The organism is Vagococcus sp. (genome assembly GCF_036639995.1).
In the GTDB taxonomy this organism is placed as follows: domain Bacteria; phylum Bacillota; class Bacilli; order Lactobacillales; family Vagococcaceae; genus Vagococcus.
This window is the reverse complement of sequence record NZ_JAVWHO010000014.1, coordinates 13009-28932: the sequence shown is the minus strand read 5'-3', so window position 1 is coordinate 28932 and position 15924 is coordinate 13009. Positions and strand designations below refer to the sequence as shown.

At 33.8% G+C, this 15924-nt stretch carries 16 protein-coding genes; 1 reads left to right on the top strand and 15 read right to left on the bottom strand.

The window, feature by feature from the left end; translation table 11 throughout:
• The 10 genes from rsmB to RR554_RS05545 form a co-directional block, all read right to left on the bottom strand.
• A complete protein-coding gene (rsmB, locus tag RR554_RS05590; protein ID WP_332467592.1) occupies positions 1-1371 on the bottom strand; it encodes a 16S rRNA (cytosine(967)-C(5))-methyltransferase RsmB in 1371 nt (456 codons plus the stop codon).
• Positions 1364-2305: a methionyl-tRNA formyltransferase gene (gene fmt / locus RR554_RS05585; protein ID WP_332463122.1), complete on the bottom strand. Its 942-nt coding sequence runs from the start codon at positions 2303-2305 to the stop codon at positions 1364-1366. Before fmt ends, rsmB begins: the two co-directional genes overlap by 8 nt.
• Positions 2298-2789, bottom strand: coding sequence for a peptide deformylase (gene def, locus RR554_RS05580; RefSeq protein ID WP_332463123.1), 492 nt, complete (start codon positions 2787-2789; stop codon positions 2298-2300). The genes fmt and def overlap by 8 nt, the downstream gene beginning before the upstream one ends.
• Positions 2790-2805: 16 nt before the next feature.
• Positions 2806-5226, bottom strand: coding sequence for a primosomal protein N' (priA, locus tag RR554_RS05575; protein WP_332467591.1), 2421 nt, complete (start codon positions 5224-5226; stop codon positions 2806-2808).
• Between the two features lie 131 nt (positions 5227-5357).
• Positions 5358-5738 carry a cytidine deaminase family protein gene (locus RR554_RS05570; RefSeq protein ID WP_332463125.1) on the bottom strand — a complete coding sequence of 127 codons (381 nt, stop codon included), beginning with the start codon at positions 5736-5738 and terminating at the stop codon, positions 5358-5360.
• 96 nt (positions 5739-5834) lie between these two features.
• The gene (rpoZ, locus tag RR554_RS05565) at positions 5835-6146 is read right to left on the bottom strand and encodes a DNA-directed RNA polymerase subunit omega (RefSeq protein ID WP_332463159.1); all 312 of its coding nucleotides are present in this window, start codon (positions 6144-6146) and stop codon (positions 5835-5837) included.
• Complete coding sequence (gmk, locus tag RR554_RS05560; protein WP_332463126.1) at positions 6146-6760, bottom strand: guanylate kinase; 615 nt, start codon at positions 6758-6760, stop codon at positions 6146-6148. The genes rpoZ and gmk overlap by 1 nt, the downstream gene beginning before the upstream one ends.
• A 103-nt stretch (positions 6761-6863) precedes the next feature.
• Complete coding sequence (locus RR554_RS05555; protein ID WP_332467590.1) at positions 6864-7748, bottom strand: YicC/YloC family endoribonuclease; 885 nt, start codon at positions 7746-7748, stop codon at positions 6864-6866.
• 9 nt (positions 7749-7757) lie between these two features.
• Positions 7758-7940 (bottom strand): YdbC family protein, encoded by a 183-nt coding sequence (locus tag RR554_RS05550; protein ID WP_443081322.1) that lies wholly within the window; start codon positions 7938-7940, stop codon positions 7758-7760.
• 36 nt (positions 7941-7976) lie between these two features.
• A complete protein-coding gene (locus RR554_RS05545; RefSeq protein ID WP_332463129.1) occupies positions 7977-9680 on the bottom strand; it encodes a patatin-like phospholipase family protein in 1704 nt (567 codons plus the stop codon).
• Positions 9681-9788: 108 nt separating this feature from the next.
• Here RR554_RS05545 and RR554_RS05540 point away from each other — a divergent pair, with 108 nt between their 5' ends.
• On the top strand, positions 9789-10166 hold the full coding sequence (locus tag RR554_RS05540) for a hypothetical protein (protein WP_332463130.1): 378 nt from the start codon (positions 9789-9791) through the stop codon (positions 10164-10166).
• 38 nt (positions 10167-10204) lie between these two features.
• Here RR554_RS05540 and acpS read toward each other — a convergent pair whose 3' ends face one another.
• The 5 genes from acpS to RR554_RS05515 form a co-directional block, all read right to left on the bottom strand.
• Positions 10205-10555, bottom strand: coding sequence for a holo-ACP synthase (acpS, locus tag RR554_RS05535; protein ID WP_332467589.1), 351 nt, complete (start codon positions 10553-10555; stop codon positions 10205-10207).
• A gap of 87 nt (positions 10556-10642) precedes the next feature.
• Complete coding sequence (locus RR554_RS05530) at positions 10643-12202, bottom strand: DEAD/DEAH box helicase (RefSeq protein ID WP_332463132.1); 1560 nt, start codon at positions 12200-12202, stop codon at positions 10643-10645.
• Between the two features lie 127 nt (positions 12203-12329).
• Complete coding sequence (locus RR554_RS05525) at positions 12330-13700, bottom strand: UDP-N-acetylmuramoyl-tripeptide--D-alanyl-D-alanine ligase (RefSeq protein ID WP_332467588.1); 1371 nt, start codon at positions 13698-13700, stop codon at positions 12330-12332.
• A 52-nt stretch (positions 13701-13752) separates the two neighbouring features.
• Positions 13753-14805 carry a D-alanine--D-alanine ligase gene (locus RR554_RS05520; RefSeq protein ID WP_332467587.1) on the bottom strand — a complete coding sequence of 351 codons (1053 nt, stop codon included), beginning with the start codon at positions 14803-14805 and terminating at the stop codon, positions 13753-13755.
• A 129-nt stretch (positions 14806-14934) separates the two neighbouring features.
• Positions 14935-15711, bottom strand: coding sequence for a hypothetical protein (locus RR554_RS05515; protein WP_332463135.1), 777 nt, complete (start codon positions 15709-15711; stop codon positions 14935-14937).
• Positions 15712-15924 lie beyond the last annotated feature (213 nt).

Sequence of the window (15924 nt, the reverse complement as noted above, 5' to 3'; positions counted from 1 at the left end):
CTATGCTTTTCTTCTTAAGCAACAAATGAAAAAACCGTCAGTTTGATATTGATGTGGATAAATTTGTAACATTTTTTCGTGGTAACTTTCTGAAACTGGTTCAGTACCAACAATATCTATTTTTTCAAAGTTGGGATGTTTTTCCAAAAATTGGTCTATTACTTCTTTGTTTTCTTCTGAAGTAATAGTACACGTACTATACGTTATTATACCCCATACCTTTACTTTTGTAACAACACTTTCTAAAATTTCTAATTGCATCTGTTGTAAATTTAAAAAGTCTTCTTTATTTTTACTGTACTTAATATCAGGTTTTCTGCGTAATAATCCTAAACCAGAACAAGGCGCATCAATAAGTACTCTGTCAAATGTTTCATCTTCAAAGGTAGTCGCCACTTCTCTTGCGTCTAGTAACTTAGTCTCCACAACATCCGACACTTTTAAGCGGTTAGCATTTTCATTGATTAAATTTATTTTATGCTCATAAATATCTAATGCTGTAATCTTTCCTCCTGCTTCTTTGTCTAGGAACGTTGCCATATGAACGGTTTTCCCACCTGGTGCAGCACATGCATCAAGTGTATGGTGTCCAGGTTCAATCTGCATGCTTGGAGCAACTAACATCGAACTTTCATCTTGGACAGTCATTAACCCCTCTTTAAAAGGTGTGCTACCTGCTAAAAAGCCTTTTTCAGCTACAACACCGTACGGCGATACATTACTCTTTTCTGCAGAAATTCCCTCACTAACTAGTCTTTCAATAATTTCATCTCGGGAAATTTTATTTATATCAACTCGCGCACTAACTTTACTTGGTTGCAGTAAAGATTCGCCTAACTTTTGTGTTTCTTCATAACCAATTTCATCAATCAGTTTTTTAGTTAACCATTTAGGAATACTAATTTCTGTAGATAACCGTTTCAATTTATTTTTAATGGTATCTGTTGGTCTTGGTCCTTGGCGTTGAATATTTCTAAGGACACCATTAACATAACGACCAATCCCAGGATTTCCTTTTGCTTTAGCAATCTCAACAGCTTCACTAATAATACTATAAACAGGTATTTTATCTAAGTATTCCATTTGATACATAGAAAGTAATAACAATTGTTTTACCCAATTTTCAATTTTTGATGTGTCTTCGACAAAATTAGTTAAACCATATTCTAACGTTATTTTTCGACTAATTGTGCCATAAACAACCTCTGTCATTAAGCGTCCATCTTTTTCAGACAAGCGATGCTTACTAATGTATTCTTTTACAAGTAAATTAGAGTATGCATCTTCTTCAGAGACTTGAATCAGTAACTCAAGTGCTGCCAATCGAGGTGACTCATATACTTTTCTTGGTAATTTACGATTTTTATTCAAAATAATTGCCTACTTCCATTTCACGACCCACACCATTTAAGTACTCAGTAGCTTTTAAGCGCCCTTTTCCTGCTGGTTGTAGATCATTAATTTGTAACACAGTGCCTTCTCCACACGCAACCCAGAAATTCTTTTTATTAATTTGAATAATTGTTCCAGCTTTTTCAGTTGTCGTTTCTTCTAAAGGTGTTGCATCCCATAACTTCATTCGTTTATCTTGATACATCGTATACGCAACAGGCCACGGTCTCATCCCTCTTACTTGGCAATCAATCAGTTGGCTTGTTTTATTCCAATCCACTTGTTCTTCTTCACGTGTAATATTAGGTGAATACGTAACTAACGACTCTTCCTGAGGAGTTTCCTTAAAATTACCTTCTAAAAATTCTGGTAACATTGTTAAAAGCATCTCTTTACCAAGATAGCTTAATTTATCAAACATACTACCAACATCATCTGTTTTTTCAATAGGCCATGATTCTTGCGTTAAAATATCACCAGCATCCATTTTTTTCACCATTCGCATAATAGTGACGCCAGTTTTATCATCTCCATTAATAATCGAATAATGAACAGGTGCCCCGCCGCGATATTTTGGTAAAAGAGAGGCGTGGACATTAATAGCACCAAATTTAGGCACTTCTAATAAAGCCGTTGGTAAAAATTGACCAAAAGCAGCTGTTACAATTAAGTCTGGTTGCAGTGCCATAATTTCTGTCATTTCATCTGAACCACTTATTTTTTCTGGTTGTAGTACTTTAATATTATGTTTTAACGCAGCTGCTTTCACCGGTGGTGGCGTTAAAACTCTTTTTCTTCCCACAGGTCGATCTGGTTGTGTCACCACTCGTAACACATCATAACCAGCTTCAACTAAGCCATCTAGGATTGGAACTGAAAAATCTGGTGTCCCCATAAAGACTATTTTAGTCATAACCATGCTCCTCCATATACGCTACTAAATTTTCAGGTGCGATTGTCTCAATAATTTTATCGGTAAAAACATCACCTTTTAAGTGTTCCAATTCATGTTGAAATGCTCGTGCCAAATAACCTGTTGCATCAACTTCCATTTCATAGCCATCACGATCTACATAGCGCACAGTGACCTCTTCATATCTTTCAACTGTTCCATACACTTCAGGAAAGCTTAAACAGCCCTCTACATCTATTGATTTGCCTTTACAAGCAATGATTTCTGGATTAAGCATTTCAAAAAGCCCTGACTCTTCATCTAGTTCAATGACCACAATACTTTTAGAGATACCGACTTGATTAGCCGCTATACCTATAGCGTCATTTTTTTTGATTAGTTGATACATCTCATCCAATAATTCAATGATATCATCATCAATATGCGTCACTTTTTTTGTTGGTTTTGTTAAACATTCATTTGGGTACATTACAATTTTTCTCACGTTGTCATCCTTTCCTTTATATAAAATGTTGAGGTTCCATATCAATAGTTATTCTTAAACCGTTTCGAATCTCTTTTTGAGATTCTTCTAAAATAATTTTTAAGCCCTTTGAAAGGTTAGGTTCATTTTTATATTTAATGACTGTTTGATAATAATACCTTTTATTCATTCTAGCAACTGATTTAGGCGTTGGACCTAAGACAATAGCTTGTGGTGAAACAAACTTTTTTAGTAAATTAACAATTTCATACATTTTTTTAGCAGCCAAGTGTTCTTCCTCATGGCTAACAACAAGTTGCGTTGTAAAATAAAAAGGAGGATAATTTCCTTGATGTCTTATTTTCATTTCTTGTTGATAAAATTGTTCATAGTTTTGTAATTTCGCTAGTTGAATCGCATAATGACCCGGATTAAAGGTTTGAATCAGTACCTCACCGGCTTTTTCACCACGACCAGCTCTTCCGCTTACTTGTGTTAATAACTGAAAGGTTTTTTCACTTGACCTAAAATCAGGTAAATTTAAAGCTGTGTCTGCATTTAAAACACCAACCAACGTGACATTGGGAAAATCCAATCCCTTAGCAATCATTTGAGTCCCTAATAAAATATCAGCTTCATGATTACCAAATTGTTTTAGTAATTTCTCATGGGCTCCTTTTTTTCGAGTCGTGTCTACATCCATCCGAATAACACGTGCTTCTGGTAATATCTCCTTCAGCTCTTCTTCAATTTTTTGAGTTCCTGTTCCATAATAACGAATTTTATCCCCATCACACACAGGACAACGGTAAGGAATTCGTTCTTCATGCCCACAATAATGACATTTCATTTGTTTTGTATCCATATGCAAAGTTAATGAGATATCACAATTAGGACATGGCAAAACATACCCACAATCACGGCACATCACAAAAGATGAATAACCTCTTCTATTTAACATTAAGACGGTCTGTTCTTTTTTTTCAATACCTTCCTTTAGTTTTTCAAGTAAAGGTCCTGAGAAACTCGTTGTCAGGGACTGTTTCATTTCTTCTCGCATATCAATAACTTTTATCTTTGGTAAAACTGATTTAGAGACGGCTCTTTTTTCTAACGTTAATAATTGATACACGCCTTTTTGAGCTCTTGCTCTTGCTTCTAAAGAGGGTGTTGCACTTCCTAATAATACTGGACAATGATGATACTTACCTCTCCAAACAGCTAAGTCTTTGGCATGATATCTTGGGGTCTCATCTTGTTTATAACTTCCCTCATGTTCTTCATCAATTACAATCAACCCGATGTTTTTAAGAGGAGCGAAGATTGCTGACCTGGCACCAACCACTACACGAGCTTCCTTGCGTTCAATTTTTCGCCATTCATCATATTTTTCACCTTGGGATAAGCCACTATGAAGAACAGCTACCTCATCACCAAAACGTTTTTTAAAACGAGTCACTGTTTGCGGTGTTAATGAAATTTCTGGCACTAACATAATAGCCGTTTGATTTTTTTCTAATGCATGAGCTATCGCTTGTAGATAAATCTCTGTTTTACCACTACCTGTCACACCTTCTAATAAGAAAACATCTGATTTTTGTTGATCCATTGACGTTACCATAGTATCTAGCGCTACTTGTTGCTCATCATTTAAAACTAACGGCGTATCCTTTTTAAAATTATGAAAAGCATAAGGATCACGATAAACTTCTTTTTCTTCAATAACTAACCAACCAGCATTTTTCGCATCATTAATAGCTGTTCTATTTATTTGATGCTCTTCCATCAATTCTTTAATACTATATTCTTTATCATCAATCTCCATTAAAAAAGAAAGCAATCGTAATTTTTGTTTGGCATTTTTACGAATGGTTTCTCTTTCTTTTTCTAAAACTTCATTTGAGATGCTTTTTCGAATGACACGCTTTGTTTTCACTTTATTTTTCGTTGTGATTTCATAACGAACATCTACTTTACCATCTTGTTTTAGTCGAAGTAGTTCTGGAAAATGCGGTGACTCTTTTGCTTCTTCCCACTCAATCTCAGCTAAACCTAAAAACAACTCATCTCTCACGTGTTGTGGTACTTGATTATCTGTTAATGTGACGAACTTTTTATAAGACGAGCGCATCACGCTTGGTAACATCGTTTGAAGACAGGTAATTTTAAACGAATAAGTTGTTTCCTTCATTTCATCTGCTAATTCAAGTAACTCATCATTTAAGACAGGGTATAAATCCAACACATTAATTATTGGTTTTAAGTCATTTTCTATATTATCTACTTTTTTTAACGCAACGATAAACCCTTGAATGTGACGATTACCATTACCAAATGGTACTTCAACACGCATCCCCACTTCAATAACGTCTTGTAAATTTTCAGGAATAATATAGCTGAAAGGTTGATCTGTCTGCATTGATGGTACATCCACAATAATATCTGCAATAAATAGCATGCATCTCTTCCTTTCTCATCTGCTTTATTGTACTAAAAATTGCGTCGTTTGTCTGTTTCTATCTTATTTAAATAGTCACTTAAAAAAGGTACTTCTTTTAGCATTTTTTGCTAGATCAGTACCTTTTCTATTTACTTTTTCCAATCAAAAGGTAAGAGCTCTCTTAACAAATATGTCTTATCTTCTCCCAAAATTACTATCATTCCATCATTTCTATCATCTAACTGAGATAAAAACTCACGACATCTACCACAAGGTGCTAAGTAATTTCCATCCTGATCTACAGCAACCATTTTAACAATATGCGTTTCGCCATGTTTTAACATATCTGCCGCAGCTGCATGTTCAGCACAAAATCCTAAGGAACACGCAGTATCAATACAAATCCCAGTATAAACATTACCTGAAGCCGTCTCAAGAGCTGCTGCTACTTGTCCACCTTCAGCATAATTTGAATATTTTTTAGGATTAATCACTTTGTTTGCTTCATTTTTCAAATGATTAAAGTTCATAAAATCACCTGGTCTTTCTTATGAAAAAAAACCTGTGACGTCAACAGTCACAGATTCTTTTTTCTTGTTAGTCATCACATTATCTAAATCAGATAATTATATTTTACGATCCATTTGAATTCTTGCTTCTAATTCTTGGTGTTCACGACGTTTCAATGCTTTTTTTTCTTCTTCTTGACGTTTAAGTAGTTCTCTTTTTAATTCCGGATTAGGATCAATCACAACGTCACCGCTAGCGATTTCTTCTAGGCCACGACCAACATTTTTAACTGAAACAAATTTATCTTCTTCAATCATCGGTTGTGCCCCTAAATCAAGTTCGTGCGCACGTTTACTTGATAGAATAACCAAAGAATATTTTGAGTCTACTTGTTCTAATAATTTATCGATTGATGGATTTAACATAATTAAAACTCCTTTAACATTTTTTCATAGCGATCAATCACACGTTCTACATGGTAGTGTTCGCTTTCTATTATTTTTTTAATGCGATCAACGGCAAGTTCCACTTGGTCGTTAACTACAGCATAATCATAATGTCGCATCATTTCAACTTCTTCACGTGCAACTTTCATTCTTTCTTCGATAACAGACATGTCATCTGTTCCTCTGTTAACAATTCGTGATTTCAACTCATCAAAATCAGGCGGTGTTAAAAAGATAAATACGCCATCTGGCACTTGTTCTTTTACTTTTAAAGCACCTTGAACTTCAATTTCCAAAAAGACATCTTTGCCCGCATCTAATGTCTGATTCACATAATCTAAAGGGGTACCATAGTAATTGCCCACATACTCTGCATATTCTAACATTTTTCCAGATTGAATCAACTCTTCAAATTCTTCTTTTGAACGAAAGAAGTAGTCAATACCTTCCTTCTCTCCATCTCTCATTTGACGTGTTGTCATTGAGATAGAATATTCAAACTCGTTGCCTTCACTTTCAAATATCGCTTTTCTTACCGTACCTTTACCAACACCAGACGGTCCAGATAATACGATTAATAACCCTCTTTCTGACATGTTGTCTTCCTTTCACACACTTTTTTAGTTTTATTTACTATAATGCACTGTGAAAGGAAAATTTGCAAGGTTGATTTCATTAAAAAATTAAAAAAACACGTCTCTATTCAATATTTTGAACTTGTTCTCTTATTTTTTCAACAACCGTCTTCAGGAAAACAACTTGTTCTTTAATTTCAATTGCTGTTGATTTAGAGCCTATTGTATTCACTTCACGATTCATTTCTTGTATCAGAAAATCCATTTCTTTTCCAACAGGTGTTTCTTTTTTTAACAATTGAGATAGTTTATTTAAATGAATTGCTAAACGATCAAGTTCTTCATTAATATCTCCTTTTTCTATTAATAAAGCAACTTCTGTTAATAAACGATTTTCGTCAACTTTATCTCCAATTAAATCAGAAATTTTCTTTTCCAATTTTTCTTGGTATTCAGATTCAATTTTTTCTGATTGACCTTTTATTTTTTTTATAGCTTCTTCAATATCTAACCGATACGTAGCAAAGTATTTTTGAATTTCTGTTCCTTCAGCTAATCGACTTTTTTCAAGGTCTTGAATTGCTTTTTCGAAAGTTTCCAGTAAATCTTGCTCAAAAGTTTCATCAACTTCTTTTTTATCTGCTACTTCAAAAATATCTGGATGCATGATTGCTCCAGTTAAAATTTTACTTGGTGAAAATTTCTTCCCTTGGTATCTAGTCGTTTTAGCTTCGTTTAACTCTCCTACTAATTGATCTAACAAATTCCATTTGATAGACATACTTTGATACGCTTCAGCCTCTTTTTGGATAGTTACAAAACATTCAACACGACCACGTGTTAAATATTTTTTAACACAATTTTTCATCGACATTTCTAGAAAACTAAACTCTCTTGGCATTCTAATTTGTGTATCTAAATAACGATGATTAACTGATTTAATTTCAACAACAATTTGATAATCTTCTTTTAAACAATGGTTTTTACCATACCCTGTCATACTTTTCATTTTTTTCACCTACATTTGTTTTATTGCTTCTTTTAAGGCATTAAATTCTTCATTAGATAACGTTACACCTTTACCCATTTTTTCATGATTAGGCGCCCAGTCTCTTAAATCAAACTTAGGTGCACGTTCATTCCAACTAACTAAGTTCAATTCTTTACGCCATCCCTTTGGATTTTCTGAAAGAACCACAATTTCTTCAACAATTTCATAAGAAAACTCTTATGCCATTTATCCATTCCTCATTTCTAAAAATATTAAAAATAATGCTTCTAAAGCGTTTTTCCACGAGACATCCATTAATAAATTATACATCTCCCGCTTATCATCTTCAAATTCTTTAAAGTAATAATAATAAGAGGCAGTTAATTGACTATCTGTAATTGGTAATTTCTTCTGGATGTATTTTGTTAGCCACTCACTTAATGATCGCATCATTGGTTCTTCTGAGCCTAATAGTTCTGATTTTCCTTCTAATTTAATCTCTTGTATCACCAATTGACAGAGCTCAGTAATTTTATAACAAGTTGTCGGTTGAATAGCTACTTTTTTTGCCAATGACTCTAATAGTAATATACTAAAAAACTCTGGTTCTATATCATTTTTTAATAACCATTCCCATGGTTTTACTGTTGTTTTCTTTTCAAACCATGTTGTAAATCTAGGAACTTTTTTCAAAAAGCTATAAAATTCACGACTCAACTGTAAACTACTTTTCTTAAACTCGGCATCACAAAAGGTATACTCACATCCATGATAATAGCCCAACTTCTTTTTCGTTTCAAGATAGCCTAGTTCAATATTCCAGCGTGAACGATTGCCATCAAACAACAATACGTTTCCCAGTCCCCAGGAACTATTAATATTAATTTCAACAATATCTTCTGGTACTTTATATGGTTTAGTTATCCCAGGACCATTAACATCAATCACAATCAATTCGGTTGCGCCTTTCTTTACTAGCACATCTTTTGGGACATTATTTCGATAACCACCATCAACGTAATATGTCCCTGCTATTTGACAGGCTTGCATCGCTGGAAAGAATGAGGAAGAAGCCAGCAACCATTGAGGAAACGTCTCCTCTGTCATATCTTCTAAAGAAACAATTTTTTCTTCCATTTTAGGTGTTTCTGTCGTTACTAAATAAAATTCTTTTTTACTCTTAAATACCTTATCACCACGCATTAAGTCCTTAATTAAAGAAAAAAGAGGTTCCGTACTAACTCCTTTTTCTTGAATCGCCACTTTTGTTAGCTTTTGCAAGTCATTTATTAATTGATTCATTGAATACGTGCTTTCTTGTGTTTCTTTTGGAATTGATAAAATCTTCTCTGTTACAATAGATTGCCACATTTCCTCTGCACTCTTCAAATCTCCCTGCAAAATAAGGCCTCCATTTAGCGCGCCAACAGACGTTCCGCTAATCATAGCAAATGGTATCTGCATCTCCTCTAACGCTCGCCAGACGCCTATCTGATACGCCCCTTTTGCTCCTCCTCCACCTAGAACAAGTCCAGTATGATAAATCAACTCTGTGACATAGCCTTCATTTAAGTTAAATTCATATTTTATTTTTCTCAATTGTTCTTCTATTTGAATAGGTTGTCTAGCTAACTTAATAATTATTTTCTTCAGAAATCTTCTTTTTCCTATTTCTTCTAACCCTTTTTGATAATCTTTTAGTCGAACAGACGAATTCATTGCTAATATAGAATTTACCTCCATAATTTCATGGCTAAAATTTGCGCCAACAATGAATAGTAAATGATTTTTATCGTAGTAAGCAAAAAAAGCATCTTTTTCATTTAGCTTAACTATACGTGTCGACATTTCAGCCACGGTCTTTTTCTTGGAATCAAAAAATGGTAGCCATTCTGCACTATTATCAAAATTCAATGATTTAAAATTGGATGGGTATAATTCTTTAAGCAATTTATTTCTCTCCTTTCAAAGTAAAGGGTAAAATAATATTATTATTTATTTGACTAAGACCATTCCCATTCGTATAATGAATAATAGGAAATATAGGGGGGCAAAACAATGACAAGTAGTAACAGGTCGATGGATTCCGATTCAGACAATAGTGTAAAAAAATTCACACGTTTTATTTCTCGCTCGTCTCAACGTTTCTTTGCTTCTTTTATCGATGAAGATTCTGAAAAAGAAAAACAAGAAAATCGCATCTTACAACAAATCAATCAAGCAATCACTCAAAAAAGTATTGTTGTGATTCAATATAGAGATGACTTACAGGCTAAAGCCTCTAATCGTTTTGAAACCCTTGTTGGTCGTATATATCAGCATGCATCTAATCCTGATTCTTTAGTAATTAAACTTCAAAAGAATAATCAAGTACGGATGATTTCAGCTAAAAACATAAAAAAGATTTCTATTATTAAAAACAATTCAACTAAATAAAATGACAGAGGTTAATCTTAATATGATTAAGCCTCTTTTTATTTTTCTAAAACAATTTGTGCAATCGCCATACTATCTGTATGAGAAATTGAAACATGAACATTACCTTCAAACGGTGACTTAGAAACAAATGGCTTGCCGTTTTCTTCGTTTAATACTTCAATATCCGTCAATTTCACTTTACCAATCCCGGTACCATAAGCTTTTGAAAATGCCTCTTTACACGCAAATCGACCACCTAAAAATTCAACTTTACGCTTGTCACCTAATTGATTAAACGTTTCTAACTCTTTATCTGTCAATACACGAGTAATAAATTTAGGGTTCCGTTCAATTACTTCCTTCATTCGTTTTAACTCCACGATATCAACACCAATTCCAGTAATCATTACTTTCTCCTTTGATTAAACTTCTTTATTTATTATAAGGATTTTCAATAAAAAAAGCTAATACCAAAAGTATTAGCTAAAATTTGTTTATTTTGCGTTGTTGCGAATAACAAAACCGCGGGCTTTATCTTTATTAGTGTTATTAGCACGTTTACGATTATCACCTGGTTGGTTTTCGTTACGTTTTTTCTTGTTATATTGCTCTTTTTTACGATTATTATCACGATTTCCACCACGGTTGTTACTGTTACCACGGTAGTTACCACCACGGCCTCCACGGTTATTCCCGCCACCGCGACCACCACGGCCTCCGTTACCTTTACGAGAAGGTAGTGGACGTTCTGGTGTGATATTAACCGGCACTTCAGAAGCATCATCTTTAGAGATTTGTTTGATTAACAATGCTGCGATATCTTCTGCAGAGTATTCTTCTAATAGGTTACTTGCTGCTTCTTGGTAGCTTTCTAAACCATTATCAACCATTAAATCTTTAATTTGTGCAACCGCTGAGCCAATTTGACCTTCAATTGCTTCTTGTTTTGAAGGTGGGCGAAGAGTTGTCATTTTTTTCTTAGTTAAATCTTCAATGACATGTAAGTAACTCATTTCGTTTGGTGTAACAAAAGTTACTGACATTCCTTCTTTACCAGCACGGCCTGTACGCCCAATACGGTGAACATAGCTTTCTGGATCTTGTGGAATATCGTAGTTGTAAACATGACTAACACCTGAAATATCTAATCCACGTGCTGCTACATCTGTTGCAACTAAGATATCAATTTCATCATTTTTGAACGCTTTTAAAATACTCATACGTTTATGTTGAGGTAAATCACCATGAATTCCCTCAGCTTTGTAACCACGCATTTCTAATCCACGTGCTAATTCATCAACACGACGTTTTGTACGACCAAAGACAATTGTTAAATCTGGGTTTTGAACATCAAAAAGACGTGTCATAACATCAAATTTTTCAAATTCTTTACAACGAACAAAGTATTGATCGATTAAGTTAGCTGTCATTTCTTTGGCTTTAATCTTAACATGTTCGGGTTCTTTCATAAATTTAACACCAATGCGTTTGATACTATCAGGCATTGTTGCTGAGAATAGTAATGTTTGTCTAGTTTCTGGAACTTTAGAGATAATTGATTCAATATCCTCTAAGAATCCCATGTTTAACATTTCGTCCGCTTCATCTAAAACTAACGTTTCAACTTTTTCTAATTTTAACGTTTTACGGTTGATATGATCTAACATTCTACCTGGAGTTCCAACAACGATATGTGGATTATTTTTTAATGATCTAATTTGACGACCAATATCTGCTCCACCATAAACTGCTTGAACTTTAATTCTTTTTTCTTTACCTAATCGGTAAATTTCTTCTTGCGTTTGAATAGCTAATTCTCTTGTTGGAGCAATAACTAAACCTTGAATCATTGATTTTTCTGTATCTATTTTATCAAGCATTGGTAGACCAAAGGCTGCTGTTTTACCAGTTCCCGTTTGAGCTTGTCCAATAACGTCTTTACCTTCTAATGCCAATGGAATCGTTGCACTTTGAATAGGGGTTGCTTCCTCAAAACCAATGTTCTCTACCGCTTTTAATAATTTCTTGTCTAAATTTAATTCACTAAATTTCAAATGATATCCTCCTAATGACTATGCCTCAGTCGTCAATCATCTCTCATACATTTATGAAAAAAATTGAAAACGAGCATTCGTGTAATACTATCACATAATTCTAAAATTCTCAATAGAACACTATCCATTAATGATTATTTAATAAATAATCAACAACTTCCTTAAGTCCCATTCCGTTACTTGCTTTCAGAAAAACAGTATCTCCTGACTCTATTTTATCACTGACAGCTTTCATTAACACCTCTTTTTTTGTTGCTTCAAAAAAATGTAATTTAGATGAATCAAAAGAATTTTTTAATACTTCATACAACGATTCCATCTGCTTGCCATATAAAAAGACATCATCTATTTCGTCTTTTTTAATATATTCAGAAACACTTGCATGCATTTCTTTAGACTCTTCACCCAACTCTAGCATGTCTCCTAAGACAACAATTTTCTTACCTGTTTTTTCTAATTTTGAAAATGAATCTAATACTAACTTCATAGCTGTTGGGTTTGCATTATAAACATCACTCAAAATATGAATCCCATCTTTTGTTTCTAGCCATTCTGTTCGATTTTTTGTCATATCAAAGGTTGCCAAGCCCTTTACCATTTTTTCAACCGGAACGCCAAATGCATTCCCTACTGACAATGCTACAAGAGCGTTACTCACATTGTACTGACCTAAAACAGGGATTGTAAATACCATGTCCTTAAACTGATTCGTTGTAAATGACGTTTGGTCTTTTCTTTCTTCTAGAATGGTCGCTGATAAATCTGCACCTTCAGTTAAACCAAATGTTTCGACTGTTTGCTTCACCTCTTTTATCAATGGTTTCAAAAGTGGTTCGTTTGCTGGGACAATTAATATACCGTTTGGTTTTATACCTTGAACAATCTCCATTTTAGCCGCAGCAATCCCTTCTCTTGAACCAAGATGTTCAATATGGGACTCTCCAATCATGGTAATGGCCGCAACATCTGGATTACCAATTTTAGTTAGTAACTCGATGTCTCCTTTTCTATCCATTCCCATTTCTAAAACAAGCATTTCAACACTCTCATCAATACTCATTATTGTATATGGCAAACCAATTTCATTGTTGTAGTTACCTTGTGTTTTATACGTTATAAACTTAGTACCTAAAACAGCTGCAATCATATCTTTTGTTGTCGTCTTACCATTGCTTCCTGTGACAGCGCAGACCTTAGGTTTTAATTTGTTTAAATAAAAACTTGCCAGCTCTTGAAAAGCTTTCAATGTATCTTCAACTAAAATGTAAGGAGTATCAGTTTCTAATAAATGATCAGAAAACGTAACAACGGCACCTCTTTCAAAGGCTTGTTTAATAAATTCATGACCATCTCGATTTCCCTTTAGAGGAACAAAAAGAGTCCCAGACTGTACATTTCTCGTATCAAATTCAACATGGAAAATTTCTGTATCTGGTGACAATGCTCCCAAAAGTTTTCCCTTTACTGCTTGAACAACTTCTTTCACTGTTAACTTCATCTATCACTCTCTCCTTTAAAATCAGCAAAAAAGCTGAACGTGGCCGTCCAGCTTAAAATTCTTGTCCTAATTCAATCGCTTGCTTTTTTTCATGACGCAATTTAGCTAATTGAATCAATTCTTCTAACAGATCACTATATGTAATCCCCATATGTTCCCAAAGAAGCGGGTACATACTAAACGGTGTAAATCCTGGCAAAGTATTTACTTCATTCAAGAAAATTTCACCATTCGCAGTTAAAAAGAAATCACAGCGACTTAACCCACTACCATCTAAAGCAATGTACGCTTTTTTAGCATATTCTTGCATTTTTAAATGAATTTCATCTGATACTTCTGCCGGTACTTGTAACACAACTTTATTATCAATATATTTCGAATCATAGTCATAAAAAGAAACGTCTTTAACAATTTCACCTGCAGCTGTTGTCCGGACTTCATCATTGCCTAATACAGCAACTTCTAATTCTCTTGCAGCAATCCCTTGTTCAACAATCACACGTCGGTCATAGCAAAAAGCATTTTCAATTGCTTTGACTAATTCCTCGCGCGTTTCTACTTTACTAATTCCTACACTAGAACCCATGTTAGCCGGTTTAACAAACATCGGATAGATTAACGTTCCCTCACATTCTGAAAGTACAGCATCTGTTTCGTTCATGTAATGACGCTTGATCACAGATACATAAGGTAGTTGTGGAATTCCTGCTTGTTGAAACAACTGTTTTGCAACAATCTTATCCATCGCACAAGCACTTGCCAATACTCCAGCACCCACATACGGCATATTTAATACTTCAAAAAGACCTTGAGCGGTGCCATCTTCTCCGTTAGGGCCATGTAGAACTGGGAAAATCACACTGTTGGCTTCTTTAATATCACTTGGCAATATAGGCTGAGCATTCTTCAGCGTTAAATGTAGAAGTTCTTCAGAATCTGGTGCTTCGTTAAATACTGGTCCTTTTAACCATTGTCCATCTTTAGTTATGTATACAATTTGTACTTCGTAGTAATTGTAATAGATAGCTTTTAAAATTGAAAAGGCTGATAAGATTGACACATCATGTTCAGCGCTTTTACCTCCATAGATCAGAGTAATTTTCATGCTAGTCCTCCTAAGTTTCATCGAGTTACATTATACTTTATTTTTATCTAAAAAACCAATTTGCGTTTTTAATATAAAAATAATAAGACCACTAGGCCGTTTTGTCAACACAAAGGCTAGTAGTCCAGATTATTGTTTCAATAAAATTGATTCAAATTCTTCTTTTACAATTTCCCACTCATCTGTTTCCTTTGAATAAATCAGTGTACCAATCTTAACTTCTTGTTTAAAATGATAATTATCAACTTTTCTTAAATTATCTTCCACAACATGAATTGGTACCACATATTTTTCATCAATAAATCCTGTTTGAGAAAAATTGAAAACAATTCCTTCTTGCATAACCCCTTTTAAATGACTCACAATATCTTTTGGTAATTCCTTTATCGTCACTGTTTTTCTATTAAAAAAAGTTCTAGGTCCACTTGCTTGACTTGTTACAACACTAGTTATTTTTTGAGACAGTGTTTGATAGAAATCTTCAATGTTGCGATAATAAATTTTAACAGTTTCTGGATTTAATTCAAAGAAGGCAAAATTATTTTGAAGTTGATAGAAAAAAGGAGAACGTAATTGATTTTTCATATGACCAAAGTATAACAACTCAGATATTTCATTGGGTGTTAAACGTTTCAAAACATCATACTCATTAAAATCAATCCATTTAACTTCTCTATGACTTCTACTTTCAACTAAAGAAAAATACTGATTAACCTCTTCCATTCCTCGAATGACACGAAATCCTGTGTGAGTTTCATACTCTCCTTCTCGTTCATTGTGATTAAGTAAAAGAAGGTTTTCAGGACGATTAAGTGTATAACGATTAAAATCTTCATGGCTCATTCCCTTAGCTAAGATGGAATTACTAATCGCATCTAAATGAATATACAAATAATCTTGCAACACCTTTCACCTCGCTCTTACTAATTTCATTACTATAACTATACCATTTATTTAATAAAATTGAATCGGAAAAGACTGTCCGTTAAATTAAGTTTATATTACATAGTCACAAAGTGAAACGGTTTCCGGAAATACTTATGTAATATTTAAGAGTTCCGTTTTGTTTTTTTCATTTTCAGCTTATTTTGTGTTATTATTAGTTAAACTCTATTAGAG

Bases quoted from the DNA above. Each gene is read 5' to 3' on its own strand.
- fmt (WP_332463122.1), bottom strand. From the start codon at position 2,305: ATGACTAAAATAGTCTTTATGGGGACACCAGATTTTTCAGTTCCAATC.
- priA (WP_332467591.1), bottom strand. From the start codon at position 5,226: ATGCTATTTATTGCAGATATTATTGTGGATGTACCATCAATGCAGACA.
- RR554_RS05570 (WP_332463125.1), bottom strand. From the start codon at position 5,738: ATGAACTTTAATCATTTGAAAAATGAAGCAAACAAAGTGATTAATCCT.
- gmk (WP_332463126.1), bottom strand. From the start codon at position 6,760: ATGTCAGAAAGAGGGTTATTAATCGTATTATCTGGACCGTCTGGTGTT.
- RR554_RS05555 (WP_332467590.1), bottom strand. From the start codon at position 7,748: ATGAAAAGTATGACAGGGTATGGTAAAAACCATTGTTTAAAAGAAGAT.
- RR554_RS05540 (WP_332463130.1), top strand. From the start codon at position 9,789: ATGACAAGTAGTAACAGGTCGATGGATTCCGATTCAGACAATAGTGTA.
- acpS (WP_332467589.1), bottom strand. From the start codon at position 10,555: ATGATTACTGGAATTGGTGTTGATATCGTGGAGTTAAAACGAATGAAG.
- RR554_RS05525 (WP_332467588.1), bottom strand. From the start codon at position 13,700: ATGAAGTTAACAGTGAAAGAAGTTGTTCAAGCAGTAAAGGGAAAACTT.
- RR554_RS05520 (WP_332467587.1), bottom strand. From the start codon at position 14,805: ATGAAAATTACTCTGATCTATGGAGGTAAAAGCGCTGAACATGATGTG.